This is a genomic window from Thermaerobacillus caldiproteolyticus, from assembly GCF_013761245.1.
Lineage (GTDB): Bacteria > Bacillota > Bacilli > Bacillales > Anoxybacillaceae > Thermaerobacillus > Thermaerobacillus caldiproteolyticus.
Genome location: NZ_JACDUT010000008.1, coordinates 57,184 through 75,069 on the forward strand (window position 1 = coordinate 57,184; position 17,886 = coordinate 75,069).

The 17,886-nt window shown below is 38.1% G+C and carries 13 protein-coding genes and 1 pseudogene; 2 read left to right on the plus strand and 12 right to left on the minus strand.

Features of this window, described 5'->3' with window-relative positions:
* Positions 1-4: 4 nt before the first annotated feature.
* Complete coding sequence (locus HNR31_RS12775; RefSeq protein WP_181556619.1) at positions 5-181, plus strand: hypothetical protein; 177 nt, start codon at positions 5-7, stop codon at positions 179-181.
* A gap of 170 nt (positions 182-351) precedes the next feature.
* Here HNR31_RS12775 and HNR31_RS18830 read toward each other — a convergent pair whose 3' ends face one another.
* A complete protein-coding gene (locus HNR31_RS18830) occupies positions 352-486 on the minus strand; it encodes a hypothetical protein (RefSeq protein WP_258561078.1) in 135 nt (44 codons plus the stop codon).
* Positions 487-681: 195 nt separating this feature from the next.
* A complete protein-coding gene (locus HNR31_RS12780; protein ID WP_181556620.1) occupies positions 682-1,110 on the minus strand; it encodes a GNAT family N-acetyltransferase in 429 nt (142 codons plus the stop codon).
* A gap of 340 nt (positions 1,111-1,450) precedes the next feature.
* Here HNR31_RS12780 and HNR31_RS12785 point away from each other — a divergent pair, with 340 nt between their 5' ends.
* A complete protein-coding gene (locus HNR31_RS12785) occupies positions 1,451-2,089 on the plus strand; it encodes a DUF2238 domain-containing protein (protein WP_373367407.1) in 639 nt (212 codons plus the stop codon).
* Between the two features lie 98 nt (positions 2,090-2,187).
* Here the strand turns inward: HNR31_RS12785 and HNR31_RS12790 are convergent, their stop codons facing one another.
* The 10 genes and pseudogenes from HNR31_RS12790 to HNR31_RS12835 all read right to left on the minus strand — a co-directional run bounded on the left by HNR31_RS12790 (position 2,188) and on the right by HNR31_RS12835 (position 17,341).
* Positions 2,188-3,858: a DUF6044 family protein gene (locus HNR31_RS12790; protein ID WP_374058315.1), complete on the minus strand. Its 1,671-nt coding sequence runs from the start codon at positions 3,856-3,858 to the stop codon at positions 2,188-2,190.
* A gap of 168 nt (positions 3,859-4,026) precedes the next feature.
* The gene (locus HNR31_RS12795; RefSeq protein WP_181556623.1) at positions 4,027-5,058 is read right to left on the minus strand and encodes a C45 family autoproteolytic acyltransferase/hydolase; all 1,032 of its coding nucleotides are present in this window, start codon (positions 5,056-5,058) and stop codon (positions 4,027-4,029) included.
* Between the two features lie 2 nt (positions 5,059-5,060).
* Positions 5,061-5,837: a MerR family transcriptional regulator gene (locus tag HNR31_RS12800; RefSeq protein WP_181556624.1), complete on the minus strand. Its 777-nt coding sequence runs from the start codon at positions 5,835-5,837 to the stop codon at positions 5,061-5,063.
* 593 nt (positions 5,838-6,430) lie between these two features.
* Positions 6,431-6,958, minus strand: a pseudogene (locus tag HNR31_RS12805) (GNAT family N-acetyltransferase).
* A gap of 751 nt (positions 6,959-7,709) precedes the next feature.
* Complete coding sequence (locus HNR31_RS12810; protein WP_181556625.1) at positions 7,710-8,696, minus strand: carbon-nitrogen hydrolase family protein; 987 nt, start codon at positions 8,694-8,696, stop codon at positions 7,710-7,712.
* A gap of 376 nt (positions 8,697-9,072) precedes the next feature.
* Complete coding sequence (gene cydC, locus HNR31_RS12815) at positions 9,073-10,824, minus strand: thiol reductant ABC exporter subunit CydC (RefSeq protein WP_181556626.1); 1,752 nt, start codon at positions 10,822-10,824, stop codon at positions 9,073-9,075.
* Positions 10,824-12,539, minus strand: a complete 1,716-nt coding sequence (cydD, locus tag HNR31_RS12820) for a thiol reductant ABC exporter subunit CydD (protein WP_181556627.1) — start codon at positions 12,537-12,539, stop codon at positions 10,824-10,826. Before cydD ends, cydC begins: the two co-directional genes overlap by 1 nt.
* Positions 12,539-13,552: a cytochrome d ubiquinol oxidase subunit II gene (gene cydB, locus HNR31_RS12825; protein ID WP_181556628.1), complete on the minus strand. Its 1,014-nt coding sequence runs from the start codon at positions 13,550-13,552 to the stop codon at positions 12,539-12,541. The genes cydD and cydB overlap by 1 nt, the downstream gene beginning before the upstream one ends.
* 1 nt (position 13,553) lies before the next feature.
* A complete protein-coding gene (locus tag HNR31_RS12830; protein WP_181556629.1) occupies positions 13,554-14,960 on the minus strand; it encodes a cytochrome ubiquinol oxidase subunit I in 1,407 nt (468 codons plus the stop codon).
* Positions 14,961-15,709: 749 nt separating this feature from the next.
* The gene (locus HNR31_RS12835) at positions 15,710-17,341 is read right to left on the minus strand and encodes a bifunctional metallophosphatase/5'-nucleotidase (RefSeq protein ID WP_181556630.1); all 1,632 of its coding nucleotides are present in this window, start codon (positions 17,339-17,341) and stop codon (positions 15,710-15,712) included.
* Between the last annotated feature and the right edge of the window lie 545 nt (positions 17,342-17,886).

The following is a 17,886-nucleotide window of genomic DNA, read 5'->3' on the forward strand; positions in this document are numbered from 1 at the left end:
TTTCTTGTGCGGAGATATTGGTAGCGGACCACTGGAATCGATTGGCTGTGAAGATGGAACTTTCTTTTTGCTTGTCTTTAGTGATCCAGCGGCCGTATTTGAGGAGATGTTCCTTCGTCAATCGAAGACATCCGTTCCAAACACGGTCAGACTTTCGATTACAAGTGTACAATCGATCTAAATCGCCTTTGGATGATCGAAACTATCTTTTTTATTTACATTGATTATTTAGAACATAGTTTAGTTAAAAAATAATGGACTAAATTAGCCGTTCGAAAACCAAATGTTAATTTTTGCTTGCATTTCGTCAGCTATTTGAAACAGTACAAGCAACATCTTTGTTAATCACCTTTACTCGATGTTTCCTACATAAGCATCTTTTAAGATTTTCACAATTGCTTCAGGTGGTTCTGTACCAATTGAGCAACCAGCTACCATTAACAACATCATTGTGGTTAAAGAAAATAAAAACTTTTTAATTCTCATTGATTCCCCTCCCTATCTCATAAAGTCGTAGACCATTTAGAAAGCTCCATTAAAACTCTTCCTGCTCCTTTATATGAATAAAAAAACGATGCCTTATTAAGCATCGTATTTGTTAGCCACCTATGCATCGCTTTGCGGCACCATAGATTAAGGAGGGGATTCTTTTCATAGGGGCTGTAAAACAGAAAATGTCTATTAAAGACTTTTTACAAACCCTTTACTTTTCTCCTGATACCCCATTCGAAGATAAAATTGATGTGTCTTTTTTCGTTCATCACGATTTCCACTATTTAAGCCAATTGAAATCGCCCTTTGTTTTCTTGCCCAGCTCTCTGCTTCTTCTATTAGCCTTTTCCCAATCCCCCTATTTCGATAATTTGAATCCACAACTAAAGCGACAATTCTAACGTAAAGTCCATTTTTTTCATAAAAGTAACCAGAACATAATCCAATCATACCAACGACATCTTCATTATATTCGGCCACCAAAGTACAATAGCTTGAACTCGATTCAATTTTCTTAAATCTGATACTCATTTCTTCAATAGAAGTTGGATAACCTAACTCTCCCATCAAATAAGCCAATTTGGGGATATCCCTTGCATGTGCTTTTCTAATTTTCATAAAACATTTCCCCCACTTGATATTCTTTATATCGAGTGCAATTCCTTGTTCGATTAAAATGCTCGTTATTAAAAAATTAACAACATTCTTTAACAGAACCTAACTTTCATTAAAATATCCAGCGACCTATTCTTATGCAATGTCTAGGACAATTGGTCCTAAACACCGAACTATGTGAAATACAGTTACTTATCGTATGAACCCAATTACGATATTCTATGTTTAAAGTGGGAATTCCTTGTAACTAAAGTCGTTCGTTCTTCGCATAACAAGGGAGATTATTCACTGTATGAAAATGATCTGTTGTGAAATACTGTAAGTAAAGCATCTCCCTGAAGGAGTGAATAAAGTGAGAACAGATGGAAATATAAGAATTCATCTATTTTTACTATTGGTTGTTATTGCCGTTTTTATTTGGTCAGCGATCAAACCAGCAAGTTATCTGACATGGCTGTTGGAGGTTAGTCCTGCCGTTGTCGGTTTGATCATCATCATTGCAGCATATAATAAATTCCGTTTTACTACTCTCTCTTATGTCATTATTGCTATTCTAGCCATTATTATGTTCGTCGGCGGGCATTATATCTATTCCAAAGTTCCGCTTTTTAACTGGATCAAGGACGCTTTTGACTTAAAGCGAAATCATTACGACCGATTTGGGCATTTACTTAAAGGCTTATTCGTGATTGTGCTGAGAGAAATCTTATTACGAAAAACTCCATTAACGAAAGGACCTTGGTTATTTGCCATTGTTGTAAGTATGTCGCTGGCCATCGCTGCGTTGTACGAGATTATCGAATGGTTAGTTTCTAAAATATCAAAGGGAGGAGAAGCGTCTAAAGACTTTTTAGGAATCCAAGGGGATATTTGGGATACACAATGGGATATGTTATGTTGCTTGATCGGTTCGGTTATTGCATTATTCGTCTTCTCTAAACTACATGACAGACTGTTAAAAAAAGAAATCATAAAAGAATAAAAAAGAAGACGCTCCCCTTACTTCATCGTTTCGGTTGAAATAAGGGGATTCGTCTGGATAAATGAAACTCATGCAAAAACGAAGAAGTTCTTCTAAGCCTACATTGCTTTGTACAAATAAATTTTCCAAGCGGACTCTTTTGATTCAAAAACTTTCTCAAGGAACAAATTGTTTTCTACCGCATTTTCGATGGAAACAGCGGAAAAAATATAACGGCCCCCCATTTTTTTTAATTGCTCCGTATTTAACTGCAGGTGTTTTAATCGTTTTTTCGAGTTTTTCGTGAACATATAGTGTTTTCCCAATTCAGCAGTAAAAATATAGCAGCGTCCGCCCCACTCATCAAAATACGTACGAATCGATTTATTCTTCGCCAATTCTTTCTCAATGATTTTCCGAAATTCGTGTTTATAAGACAGTGGATAAAAATTGTTATATGTATCAAGAGTGTAGAAACCGTTATATTGCGCAATAGCAGGATGTATGCCAATACTTGCGACACGATAATTTTCCACGGGCAATCCTATGTATTTTTTTATCTCCTGAAATTGGTTTTCTGCAAAAAATTCCTTTACTGAAGGTTCGTTTTGGAAAATAATTTCCTCATTGATAAGACTTAATAAAACAACCTGAGCTACAACAAAACCTTTTACAGCCTTCCTCCATTTTCCTCCTTGAGACCATAAAATCTTTAATCCCAGAGCAAATAAAACATAAATAACTAACGGTCGCAAAAAATGATAGCGGGCAAAATTAAAGGTATCCAAAAAATGAAAGCGTTCCGTTAACGGAAGCCACCCTTCATAAAACCAAAAAGCATACCAGAATGATAACGCAAGGTTTAACCAAAACAAAAAGACAAATCCCTTTTCTTGCCTCCAGAGCTTTTTGAAGATGACAAAGTACAGAGCGATTAGCGTGACAGGCAAAATGATAAACGTGTGAACTGTCATGACATGGTGATGCCCCAAGAGAAAATTTTTCAATGTAAGAAGCAGGCACCGCCATAACGGCAATCTGGCGTGAAAATACTCGTCCCTGCTGGTAGGTTCATCATTCAATAAAAAAGAATATACTAATCGGTACTCGACTATTAAATAAATGAACATCATATATCCGATCGAAAAAAGAAATCTGAAGTTCCATCCCTTTCCTTTGACAATATCCACAAGCCAAAGAATTGCCATACCGGTTAAAAAGAAAAAGAAGCCTAAAACAAAGCTTGAATACAGAGGAAGAAGAGTTAATACTAAATAGTTCTTCCAAGACCTTTCCCCTTTTCGGATATTTAAAAACGCCCAGAGCGCAAGCGGCATTCCTAGAGTACTGAGCATCCCAGGCGGCCAAAAAAGAGTAAGAGAGAAAGCCAATGCAGCTCCTACACGAATGATCATCCATTCTCGATTGGGCAAAAAGTGCTTTTTTAATAGGAGGTACATGCCTATAAAAGCAAAAACTCTTGTAATCGCTTGGCTCAAAGCATAGGCGATCATCGTTGGAAAAAAGGCATACAGCCACACAATTCCGCTGAATTCAGAGCCAAGTGCATTTCTTGACAGTTGGCCATTAATCACCTGGGGAATAGTAGCATTAACTGAACCTGTCATCTCTCCGCTTCTTGCCAGGACTCTATACCAGGCCACATTGGAATCGAGATTATCATGAACGCGAATATGAGCATTTTCCCCTAAAATAAACAAAGGAGATAAATAAAGAATTAGTACAATAACAGCGAAAGCTATTAACTTTTGTTCCTTTTTGTTTCGGATTGAAGCCACTCTCTTTCCACCCCAAGGAAATTCTTTTAAAGACGTTATAAGCAACCATGCTGAGCAAAAATAGGAAAAGCTCTAAAAAATCTCATTTATAAGGTCTGCAATATGGAGGAAATTATTCCATTGGATATGAAAAGCCTTAGGGCGGCGATTATCTCATATTTACTCTCCTTGCACAATTGTTCCACTTATCATTTTAGGAAGGGTCAGTGAGCCCTGTAACCATTCTTTAAAAGAAAAGATGAACGGATCACTATTTCTTCCTACACCAATAATGACGTTCAAATCTGTTGGTGAATATAAAACCGTGTGCAAGGTGCCAAAATAATTTTTGTAATCATCGAAAAATAAAGGTGATTTTTCACTATTAAAGTGATGAAAAGCAGACAGAGGATCTAGCTTCTCCTTTAATAATGCCTGAAGATATTGTTTACGTTTAATAGAACCTTGTATCTCTACTCTATTTTTCTGTTTCAATTCTTCTGTTTCAAAATGATTGGTACATATAAGCGGATGGGTATATTTTATCATTTGTTGTTGTGGGGATGCCTCGACAATGACGCTATTTCCATTAACATCTGTAATGGAATAATTATAGCAAAATCCATGTGGAACTTTAGTAATGAGTTCTATCGCTTCTTCCGTGTTAGCACATTGATCAAGGATCATTCTAACAATCGTTGTAGCTATAAATCCTTCTTGACTGTGCATAGAATTAACAAAATGCAATCCTATTACAAGCCCTTTTTCGTTCATTCCATCCAGTCTACCTATAATTTGCTGACTAAAACCTACACTCGCATAGCCATCTACAGGCTGCATAAATACAAGTCTTGCATCATATAATGTTGGACTAAAATCATAATTGCGTACATAATATGAGTCTTGTACCAATGTAGTACATCCCATTTCTGGGAACGATACATCGTAACCACTATACTGTTCTATTGCTGCATTTAGTGACATATTTAAACCTTTTGCTAATCCTCTTAATTCTTTTAACAAATTAGGTGAGAACTTCTCTAATAATTTCTTCACTTTAAGAAATTGGGATTTTCCGTTACTAACACGATCTTGATCATTTACATGTGTAAATATTTTAGATTTTAATTGACGTCCTTGCTCAAGACCTATTTGATCATAACTGCCTTTCAAATCAATTACTTTTATGATTAACTCCTCTCCTCTATCCACTTTTATCCCCTCCCTTTCATCCTTGGGATGTGAGCAACGGGCATTAATAAATCCAAATCCTTAAAATCCTCTCTTCTATACCATTCAATAATCGGGCCTGCGGGAATCAACTCATGTTCAATTACATAATTCATTAATTGCGCATATCCTTTTTTTATTTCTGTTATAGGAGAAGTGTACGATAACGCTATACATAGACATGGAGACATTATTTCAATAGAGTCTATTTCAGATACCCCCTCTATTTCTACATCGTCAGATACACCAAATCCAATTTGGGCTTTAATTGATTCCCTGCCAGATAAATATCTTAAGTAACCATTATTAATGGGAATGTTCAAGCGCTCCAATTCTCTTTTTCTTTGTCTAAAATGATTCCCAAATTTACCGGGATTCGCTTCGGCAGCAAACCATACAATTTTCTCAGCGTTTTTTTCTAACAGGTAACCCTGGCCACTTTCTTGGTAACTTTCTAAAAAACGTAAACTTACACTTAAAAGATGATGTTTTTGCCTTAAAGTTTTCATCCAATTTTTTATCATTTGTTGACGGACTGCTTCGTTTTCTTTTAAATATATCTGAATCTCCTTTATTGGTACACCGGCTAAACGTAAACTTGAAATCAATCTTACGGTTGCTATCTGATCTTCCGAATAAAGCCGGTAACCATTTTTGCTTCTTATTGGATGCAGTAAATTCTCTGACTCATAATACCTCAAAGCGCTTTTGGAAATGCCGGTCCTTTTAGAAAAAGTTTGTATCGTCATTAACTCACTCATCTCATTCACATCCCTTATAATCGAAGTTACACCTTAAAGTAACTTTAAGGTCAAGAATGAATTTCAAAATAAAACTAATCTGGCTGTTAATCGAATAACGAAAAACAATATCGTTATTGAAGTATGGCATTTGTTAGTTTAACAAGAGAATCATTAGTATTCATAAACTTATTTCGTAAGGACACTAAAATGAAAGATGTTTTTTAAATTCTTGTTGGATTTAAGGATTATTTAATCATTTTTTATATTTCTCTCAAAAAAATTAGATACCATCAAGAATTTTGTTCATGTAAGATTAGATAAGCTATCTCTGAAATGGATTTAGAATAGAGTGAGGGGCTGTTTGGAAAAGGGGGAATCTCTTTATTTTGTTGATTTACAATATATACCGTTTTTCAAACATTCGCTGGAAGGCTTCATGAAATACTCCCTTTTTTCGATACGCTTGCCTGTATAATATTTCTAAACTCCAGCTATTTCATTATACTTTTAATCGAACAAAAACAAGACTGATCCTAAGCAAAGTGTCAGCCTCCACAACCATCATATATAGGACATAGCACTGGATAATAACACTGTTTTGCTCAACCGTTTCATTTCCATTCCGTTCTTAACAGAGAAAAAATGAAAGCATCATGAGAGCGATTTTTTTGATAAATATAACCTCGCAATAGTCCTTCTTCTTTAATTTAATAAAGAAGATGAAGCAATGTTTTCAGGATATGTTACAGCTCCGATTCGATATAAGCCTAATTCTTCAAAAGAATAGCGCAATACTTCTTTAACAGCTTCAGAAGTAAAACCTTGTCTCCAATAATCAGGATGTATTTCATAGCCAATTTCCGCCCGTTTATTGGGAAGGCTCAAATTATTTAATCCTATTGTTCCAATAAACTCCTGATTTTCTTTTAGAATGATCCCCCAACGAGTGCCACGGTTACTTAAGAAATTGTTTTAAAAGAATCAATCATTTTCGCTGCTTCTTCTATACTCTTAAGGTTTTCCATCCCATAGTATCTTGTTACTTCATCCAATGACATAATCTCGTAATATTTTTGACTATATTGTTGACCGATTTCTACTAGATGTAGCCGTTCTGTTTCAAGTGTTGGAAATAACATAATTTCCCCCCATAAAATTTATTAAGTAAACCTTCTCTCTTTATAAAAAAGTTCTTTTTAATCAGTATAGCAAGACCGTTCCTCTTATTGTGCTAAACCGCCCATCTTGTTATAAAGTCATCCAGATTTTTCTTATATCAAGTTAAAGATCAAAGAAGAAACTTTCATTAAGTAATTTAATATGCCAATAAACAGAGCTGCTGAATTCTCTTTCAGCAGCTTTCCCCATTGTGTTATATAAACTGCCGATGCACCTTTTTTCCATCATATGTGAACATCACTGGTCTGTTCTCTGCCACCGTTTCCATATATAAAGAACAAAATCATCTTATTTTCTCCTTTAGCAAAGTAATCCAAAAATTATCATTTGTTAATCATTATAAATAATCACAACTGCCTCTTTGCTGAACGGAAACTCCTTCAAATTTCTTTGGTACTACCACAAAACCGAACCATTAAGCTTGTCTATTAAGTACCAACTAATCTACTCTTTGATCAATGGAAATTTACAGTCATAAGAGTAACCAGGTGACTTTCAGCAAAATGAAAAACAAGAGGTTCCCAACGAAACAAACCGAATTGAATTGTACTGCGCTCATTTAAATCAATCCTTGCAATATAATTAAATTGATAATCCTGCTCAACCGGAAATATCGATTCCTTAGTTGTAAAGAAAATTATTTGTTTAAACAATTCATTGCCTCGTTTAAAACAATAATGGATGCCTCGAAAGTTTTTTAGTAATGAAAAGTCAAGCATCCTCATTTCGTATTAAAGTCGTTGATTTTACCCATTTCACGCTATCCTTCTTCTCCTCATTCACGAACAGTTGGAACACATCAGGTCTTGAGTAATGGCCGACCACATCAAAGTCAAATTGACTATAGGCGATATCACGCAAGTCAAGATCGGCTATAAGGATGTCCTCCTTACCATAGACAGGTCCCTTAATATACTCTCCCAGCGGACCCACAATGGCACTTCCTCCAGGGCACATCTCGTCCGGTGCAGACGCTAATTCTTCATAGCATGCTAAATCAGTGGGATACATATCCTTTGTAACATACTGATTGCAGGATAACACGAAGCATCTTCCTTCCGCTGCAATATGGCGAATCGTAGACTGCCAGAGTTCTCTAGAATCTGCCGTCGGAGCGATATAAATTTGAACCCCTTTGGCATACATCGCTACTCTAGCTAATGGCATGTAGTTTTCCCAACAAATCAACGCCCCGATTCTTCCATATGGCGTATCGAAAACAGGCAGCGTGCTTCCGTCCCCCTCGCCCCAAATGAGCCGTTCAGAGGCTGTAGGTTTTAGCTTCCTATGTTTCCCAAGCAAAGTGCCATCTGGTCCAAAAAATAAAACAGTACAGTAAAGGGTGCCTCTGCTAAACTCATTGTCTCTTTCAATTACACCGATCACGAGATAGACTCCGGCCTTACGGGCTGCTTCTCCTAACATTTCTGTTGTTTCACTTGGTAAGGTTACAGAATTTTCCCAGTAGCGAAGCCAGTCTTTTCGTCCTTCTGGTGAACGACTGCCGACCGTCGTTCCAAAAGTAAGCCCTCTCGGATAAGCTGGGATAAAAGCTTCTGGAAATACGACGATATTCGCCCCTTTTTCTGCCGCGTGTAGAGTTAATGAAATCGCCTTTTCCGTACTTGCTTTTCGATCCATAATCACTGAAGCAGCTTGTACAACCGCTACACGCACATTCGATTGTTTGTTCGTCATTTGAAACTCTCCTCTTTAAGTGTGTTTTTTTCTAATATTTCTTCATCGAGGAAAGTAATCCTGCAACCGCTTTGCAAACATTGTCTTTCTCAAAATCAATAAGTTAATTATTTAAGTTAAACTTTCTTGCTCAAAATTCCTTCTCGTATTCCACTAAAGCCTTTACTTCAACAAAAAAGCATTACTTCCTGCTTATGAAGTAATGCTCCCATTAGCCAACCATGCCTCACTTCGTGGCACCATAGATTATGAAAGAAAATTTGTTCTTCTATAGAAGTTTGGACAAGAATTAAGGAGTATTAAGCGCATCTTTCTAACTTTCTCTCGTTAGAGGCTAAATAGTTACCAAAATTGATGAATCACAGCCACCCATTACCTACGACTCACTTCTGTAAAGCGGACGATCCAGTGCATATAATCGTCGATATCTTTCCTCGCTTTTAAGCAGTTGTTGATGACTGCCATCCATGGTGATTTTTCCTTTTTCAAGGAAAAGGATACGATCCATTTTCTCCACCCCCATCAAATGGTGCGTTACCCAAATGATAGTTTTCCCCTTCAGTGTATCGAAAATGGTAGCCAATAGGTTTGCTTCTGTGATTGGATCGAGCCCAACTGTCGGTTCATCCATGATGACTATTGGAGTTTTTTGCAATAATATCCGTGCCAGTGCGATTCTTTGCCGTTCACCACCGGAAAAGCGCTGTCCTGTTTCATGCATGTTCGTCTCATATCCTTTAGGCAATTGCATAATCATCTGATGCAATTGGACCATCTTGGCTACTTCGTATACTTCTTCATCCGTCGCTTCCGGGTTGCCAAGGCGGATATTGTTCATGACGGATGTATTAAATAAATAAGGCTTTTGGTTGAGAACAGCCATTAATTTTGGAATAGTCGAAGCCAGTTCATGTGCATTGATCCCATTTATACGGACTTCTCCACGAGTCGGTACAAGTGCACCCTGAATTAATTTTAACAGCGTCGATTTTCCGGATCCGCTGCGCCCGATAATGGCAATTTTCTCACCCTGTCCTATTTTTAAGCTAAAATCGTCCAGCAGTGGTGTTTCAGAAGTATATCCAAATGATAAATGGTTGATTTCAATCGTTACTTGAGCTTGAGATAAATCTAGCGAATCTTTCCATCCATCTGTTTCTATCCATGGGAGAGAGGACTCTGCTTGAATAGCTTCAAGACGCTTTAATGAATCTTGGTAGGTTGATGTTTCACTAACTGCCCCTGCAATCGGTAAAAAGGATTCCACTAAGGACAGTGCTACAAGACCACAAGCAGCGATCATCGTTGGCGGGAATTCTCCTCTTAGCGTTTGCTCATTGGCCCAATAGATGGCTAAGATCACAATAGCACCAAGCACAACCTGATTTGTAACGTCCCGCCAGTTCACAAAGGCATATTTCTTCGTTTCAAGTTCAAGCAACTTTTGTTCTTGTGTTTCATATCGCTGAATAAAAGTCGCGTATTTCCCGCTAAATATCCAGTCGCTTATGCCAAAAATCGTATCGGTAAACTGTTGATAAAGTTGGTGTCTTCCCCTTTTCAATTGTTCATTTTTTGTTTTCATATAAATGTATGAAATAATTGGACCGACAAAAATCAACATCCCCATGAATACAGCCAGGAGAATTGCGAATGGAATCGAGAAAAGTCCTGTACAAATAATAATCACTGTGTAAATAACTAAAGAAACAAGCGAAGGAAACAGTGTTTTTAAGTAAAAATCCTGCAAATGTTCAATATCATCGGCGAGTACGCCAAGAACGTCACCTGTGCGTAATCGAGAACGAAGAAACAAAGCTTGTGGCTCAATGATTTTATATAAACGGACGCGCATTTCCGAAAGTATTTTCAAAATGAATTGGTGTCCTGTCAGTCTCCCCACATAGCTAAGCACAGTTCGACCAATTCCGAATGCACGAACACCAACAATCGGCACATAAACCATTAAAATTGATTCAGGCTGTGTCGCCGCTTTAGAAATTAAATAACCCGAAGTAAACATCAAGGCTCCGCCAAAGAGAATGGTTAGCGAACCAAGAAGAATAGCCAGCACAAACAAACCGCGATATTGACGCAAATATGGGAAGATCCAATTATCCTTGTCCATTAGAGGCCCTCCATTTGTGTTTTAACAAGCTGATAATAAGTAGAATTCTGCCCGATTAACTGTTCGTGTGTTCCGATTTCCACTATTTTGCCTTGATCAAGAACAATGATCTGGTCCATATCAAGCATCCAATGCAAGCGATGTGTAGCAAAAAATACGAGCTTGCCGTTAAACAATTGTAACATCGTCTCTTTTAATTCGTATTCCGTTTCAATATCAAGATGGGCAGTTGGCTCATCCAGCATGATAACAGGACGATTGCTTAAAAATGCACGTGCGAGGGCGATCCGCTGTTCTTGTCCGCCACTTAGGCTCCGTCCACCTTCCCCTATGATTGTCTCAAACCCTTTCGGCAACGAATGAATCACTTCAGTGAGACCCGCTCTCTCTGCTGCCTCCTCTACTTCTTTCATTGTTGCCTCCGGATTATAAAAACGAATATTGTTTAAAACGGTATCGTGAAATATATAAGGGTGTTGGGGAATATACGTTATTTGACTTTGCCAATTCAATTGAGATAAAGTTGTTAGCCTTTTGCCGTTTACCTGAAATTGACCTGATGAAGGTGTTAAAAATCCACTTAATACATCAATCAAAGTAGATTTTCCTGCACCACTGGCTCCAATAATTCCAATTTTTTTGGAGCCTGAAACAGAAAATTGGATATCTCGCAAAGCTGGACGATCGCTGTCAGGAAAATGTACACTTACTCCTTCAACAGAAAATGTGCTTGTTGATTTCCAAAGGGGGATAGGATCCTGTTTTTGCTGCAATGATTCCTTATTAAGGATTTCCTGAATCTTTTTGCCCGCTTCCTTCCCATCAAGCGTCGCATGGTAATCGGCCCCCACCTCCCTGATTGGCAGGAAGTACTCCGGCGCCAGGATCAGAATCGTCAACGCTTGATGCAACTCCATCTTCCCATTTATTAAATCCATTCCAAGGAAAACGGCGACGGTCGCTATGGAAAGCATTGTAAAAAAATCCAATGCAAACGAAGATAAAAAGGCAATACGCAAAGTTCCCATGGTAGCCCGTCGATATCTTTCGCTTACTAAAATAATTTTGTTGATGTGCTGCCGGCTTAATCCCAAATATTTGAGTGTCTCCAATCCTCTCAATGAATCAACAAAATGATTGGACAGCATTTGATAGGTTTTATATTGGCGATCAGCTTTCATTTTTGCCGCCAATCCAAGCAAAATCATAAAGACAATAAGTATCGGAACGGCTAGGCCTAAGATGACAGCGGAACGGATATTTACAAAAAAGATAAACATGCAAATCATGAAAGGGATAATGGCCGAATTCATCAATTTCGGAAGAATAAGCTCCAAATATCGGCGGAATTTCATCATTCCTTCCATAACCAAGGTGACTGTCTGTCCGGAGCCTTCTTCTTTTACAAAACGAGGGCCGAGTTGAAACAGCTTTTGCAACAATGATTCCCGGAACTCTTTACTCGTTCTGACAGCAAAGTGGTAGGCTATATTTCTTTTCCAAACGGTAAGCAGTTGGCGAACAACTAACGCAAGAAAGAAAATGATCAACTTTTTAAAGACATTGGCAAACAAATCTCCCCCGAACAGGGAGGAGATTGCGTCTGCCAAAAAATAAGCCTGAATAATAATGATCGCACCTTGAATAGCTGTTAATATCGCCAGCCCAGCTAAAACCGGCTTAATTCCTTTGTAAGAGAACAACGCTTTATCCATCAGTATGTTAAATGCTCCTTGTCAGATACTCGTTTTCGGAATACATAATAGCTATAAATAGTATACCCTAATACAAATGGTAAAATAGTTAAAGCTACAATTGTCATTACTTTTAGGGAATATGCTCCACTGGATGCGTTGTAGACCGTTAAATTAAAGGCTTTATTCAAGGAACTCACCATCACTCTTGGGAACAGTCCAACGAAAATCGATAATACCGTTAACCCGATTCCAAGTCCTGTCATGGTAAATGCCCTTCCTTCACGTTTATTGGAAATGAAAAAGTATGATAATCCATAAGCAAGCACAATTAATGCGACAATAATCAGTTCAGGAATGAAACGTACCTCAAAAATATCTGTCATAAACCAAGAGAACCCTACAAAAACGATAAGTGATCCAATTACGGTCAACACCAATTTTTTAGCCAATGCAGCCGACCGTTGTCTGATCTCTCCTTCTGTTTTTAAAGACAGGAAAGTCAAACCGTGCAATAAACACAATAATGTAATCGTTAAACCGCCCCAAATGGAATACATATTCATAACATCCGAGAAGCTGGCTTCCATATTCATATCTTCATGGATCGGCATACCTTTAAGCATGCTTGTAAACAGAACACCTAGAAGGAACGGCGGCAGCAAGCTTCCGAAAAAGATCACCCAGTCCCACACATTCGTCCAGCGTGCGTCTTCAACCTTGCGGCGATATTCAAAAGCGACACCGCGTCCAATTAGGCTCAGCAAGACGGCCAGCATCAGCAAGTAATAGCCACTGAACATCGTTGCATACCAGTGCGGAAAGGCTGCGAAAATGGCGCCCGCTCCAGTGATTAGCCATACTTCATTCGCGTCCCAGAAAGGACCGATTGTATTCACCATAATAGTTCTCTCTTTTTGATCACGAGCAAGGAAACGAGTCGACATTCCTACGCCAAAATCAAAACCTTCAAGAAAGAAAAACCCAATAAAGAGTATAGCGATTAAAACAAACCAAAGTTCACTCAATTCCATCTTAAGCACCTGCCTTATTGAATGGATCTATTGATACTGTTGAATTTGCATCTTGATGCTCTACCGGTCCTCGTTTAATTTCACGGACCATTAAATAAACCATCACACCTGCAAGAATGGTGAATATCAGTGCGTACATAATGATTGAAAATAAAATGGTCCCTGAAGAAACATTTGGTGATACAGCATCAGCTGTTGTCATCAATCCAAATACTGTCCATGGCTGACGGCCCACTTCGGTCATGATCCATCCGAAAGTGTTTGCCAAAAACGGAAATGAGATAGCCGGAACAAGGATTTTCAAGAACATACTGCTTTGCTCAATTCGTCCCTTTTTCCACAAATACAAACCAATCATCGATAATAAGATCATCGCCATACCAAAGCCAATCATTAGACGGAAGCTCCAATACGTCGTTTTGACTGGAGGGATATAATTCGTACCTTCACCAACGATTGGATCGTATTTTTTCGCATATTCGGCTTGGAGAGTTTTCATTCCTTTTAAACTGCCTTCAAATTTAGAATAAGATAAATAGCTTAATGCATAAGGAATATTTAGCTCAAACTTATTTTCTTGATTCTTTGTATCAATCCATGCAAATGCTGACCATGGCGCAGGATCAGGAGTATCTTCCCAAATACCCTCTGCAGCTGCCATCTTCATCGGCTGTGTTTTCACAAGATATTGTGCTTGGGCATGTCCGCTGAAGGCAGCACCCAAACTGCCAATGAAACCAATGATTAAGGCGATATTCATGGATTTCTTGTAAAATTCGATATGTTTCTTCTTTAATAGGTTATAGGCACTTACACCAGCAATAAAGAATGCTCCGGTAGCTAATGCACCTGTGATGACATGCGGAAACTCCACCCATAATTGTCCATTGGTTATCAGCGCAAGAAAGTCAACCATTTCCGCCCTACCATTTCTAATTTCATAACCAACAGGCACTTGCATGAAGGCGTTTGCCGTTAAAATCCAAAAACCGGAAATCATAGTCCCAATAGATACAAGCCAAATGCTTGCCAAATGCACTTTTTTAGGTAAACGATCCCAGCCAAAAATCCAAAGGCCGATAAAAGTGGATTCCATAAAAAAGGCAAGCAATGCTTCAATGGCCAGAGGTGCCCCGAAGACGTCACCGACAAATCTAGAATAATCCGACCAGTTCATCCCAAATTGGAATTCCTGAATAATTCCTGTTACAACCCCTACAGCAAAGTTAACCAGAAACAAATGCCCCCAGAATTTCGCCATTTTTTTATAAATCTCTTTTTTCTTCACAACGTATAATGTTTGCATTAAAGCGATAATAAATGCCAAACCAATGGTAAGCGGCACGAAGAAGAAGTGGTAAATTGTAGTCAAAGCAAATTGTATTCTTGCCAACATGACTGGATCCATAGTAGTTCCTCCTTTAAGTATTCGCCAGAATTCGATCTAGGTTGCATCATGCTCATAATTTCACATAACCAACTATATGTTCATGATTTCACATAACTATGCATCTTGATTCCTCCCTTAAGATTTTCATCAGAATTTGACCTCAGGTGATATCATGTTCATTATTTCACATAACTATCCAGCTTACTTCCTCCCTTAATAATTTCATCAAATTTGACCTGAAGTTATACCATGTTCACAATTTCACAAAATGAAACATAATTAATATAGGAAACATGAAAACTCCCTAAAGAACTGGTACTTTCTGGGTAACGAAAACAATTTCTATTTAGAATCTCTATTGAACGAGAATCTCGCTAATACTATAACAAAAAAACGGTCATAATTTCTTTGACAGTTTGACAAATATGTTACAAAATTACGACGAAATTCGTAAAAAATCTTATACATATAATCAAAAATCGCTAAAAGAGGAATAAATTAGCTATATATGAGGATCATATATCCATTAGAGGAAACAAACGTAAAGCCTAATTGGAATAAACTAAATTCATATGTAAGATCAGTATTACTCATCACCATTTTTAGATTTCTATTATTCCACTAATATAAAAAACAACGCCTTAGAGACGTTGTTTTTCTTCCTTGCCTTGATAAGATATCCCTCTTGTTGAGAACACCGCAACAGAAAACGCTGCGGTGTAGATGAAAATGGTCTCTTGTTGTCTTTATTGCGCGATATGTAAAGCTTAAGAAATCTTTTGAATTCGACCTTCAGTGTTAGCGTCAAATGGTTGAGGGAGCTTTTTAATGTAGTTGATAAGAGCATCAAGATCAACAGGACCGACTTCGCGGTTCTTCCCTTCTGTTAATACAGTAAAGTTATCTCCCCCATCAGCAAGAAAACTATTAACAGTGACGGTGTATTCTGCGTTTGGATCAAGTTTTGTTCCATCCGGCAAGTAAATATCGACGACTTTCTCTCCGATCGGCTTTTTCGCATCCCATGTATACTTCAGTCCTGAAATTTGAAGAATGCGGGTTTGGTTCGACTGCCATTGCTGATTAAGAAGACGACGCACTTGCTCACCCGTCAATGTCATTTTCACTAGCTGATTGCTGAATGGCTGGACGTTATATAATTCTCCCCATATTACTTCTCCTTGCTCAATATCTGCTCGAATGCCGCCCGGATTCATGAAAGCAAAATCGGTCTTCATCGAATCGCGCTGTGCATCAGCGATGAGGTTGCCTAAAGCTGATTCGCCACTTGCGCTTTGCTCATCTGTAATCGTCTCTTTCGCCGTGCCAATGACTTGATTGATAATTGGCGCCACTTTTTTCTCGTATTTTTCGATCAACCGTTTAATTTTTTTGTCAGGTTCCATCGCATCTTGATATGTTGTGACGATTTCGGCTTTCTTGGACACCACGTCTTTTGTACGCGGATCAATTTGTAAATCGACATCAGAAAATGCCGTTCCATATGAATACGATTGAACAAGAAGTTTTCCATCCACTTCTGCATTTAAATAAGAATGGTTATGACCAGCGAACATTACATCTACTTCGTCATCTACGTTTTTGGCGATGTCCACGATTTCTCCGCTTGCGTTCGAACCATTTGTACCAGAAATTCCTGGGTTATGCGCAAGTACAACGATCGTCTCTACTCCTTTCTTTTTCAATTCCGCTACCGCTTTGTTAATGGCCTCTGCTTCATCGGTAAATTCAACGCCAGCTACTCCGCTTGGGGTCACGATGTTCGGTGTATCAGATAAAACGACTCCAATAAACCCGATCGGAATACCGTTAACTTTTTTAATCACATAAGGTGGTAAAATCGGCTTCCCTGTTTCTTTATCGATCACATTGGCTGCTACATATGGAAAATTGGCTCCTGAAAAATAGCCTGTCACCGGATGCGTTCCACCATAGATGAGTCGTAACATTTCGTCAACACCTTCGTCAAACTCGTGATTTCCAAGAGTTCCAACATCAAAACCTAACTTATTTAAAATTTCGATCGTTGGTTCATCCTGAAGAAGAGCAGATACAGGAGAGCTTGCTCCGACGACATCGCCCGCATGAACAAGAAGTGTATTTTTATTTTCGGATTCACGCTGCTTTAAATAAGCAGCAAGATAATCCGCTCGACCAACTGCTCTTCCTCCGACTTTCCGAGTGACATCAATTTGCCCGTGAAAATCATTGATTCCTAACAACTGTACGTTAATATAACGGTGTTGATAGGAATCGGCTTGTTTTGGAATTCCCAGATTTTCTGATCGTTCGGATGCGAATGCACTTCCAGAAGAAAAACCAACCGATAACGCAAGCATAGGTATCGCCTTTTTCATCAGTTTAGATGGAAACTCCATTCTCATATCCCCTTTCATAAATCTTTTACACTCAATTACAATAATAGAGATGAAATACTTATTTTTTGATACATTGTTGTAAATTTTCTGTAAATTTATATCGTAACGAATCTTGAAATCGCTTACGATTCCACATATAATCTATGGAAATAGTAATCTTCTTCATAAAAAAGACGCTGATTTGAGCCGCGAATGATTCAATTTTATATAAAATTTACACATAAAACATAAATATGATGAAAACGTTTTCCACTTGTTTTACAAAAGAGTTAAACTAGATTAGTCCCCTAATTACTTCACGTTTAGTTTTTCGTCTTGTAAGAGTAAGATGGTGAGTATAAGTGATTATCACTCACTGTCTGCTCGTTTTCGTTTGGTTCCTTCAAATCCCCACATTTCGGAATATCTGCATGAATGCTTCTATTCGACTAAGGAATTTTGTCTCCTCACTGACTAAAAACATGACCATGCGTGGTATGCAACTAGCTGTCCAAATGCAGCTGATTTAGCAAGTTAATGATTCTATCTCTTCCGTTGTAAAAAAT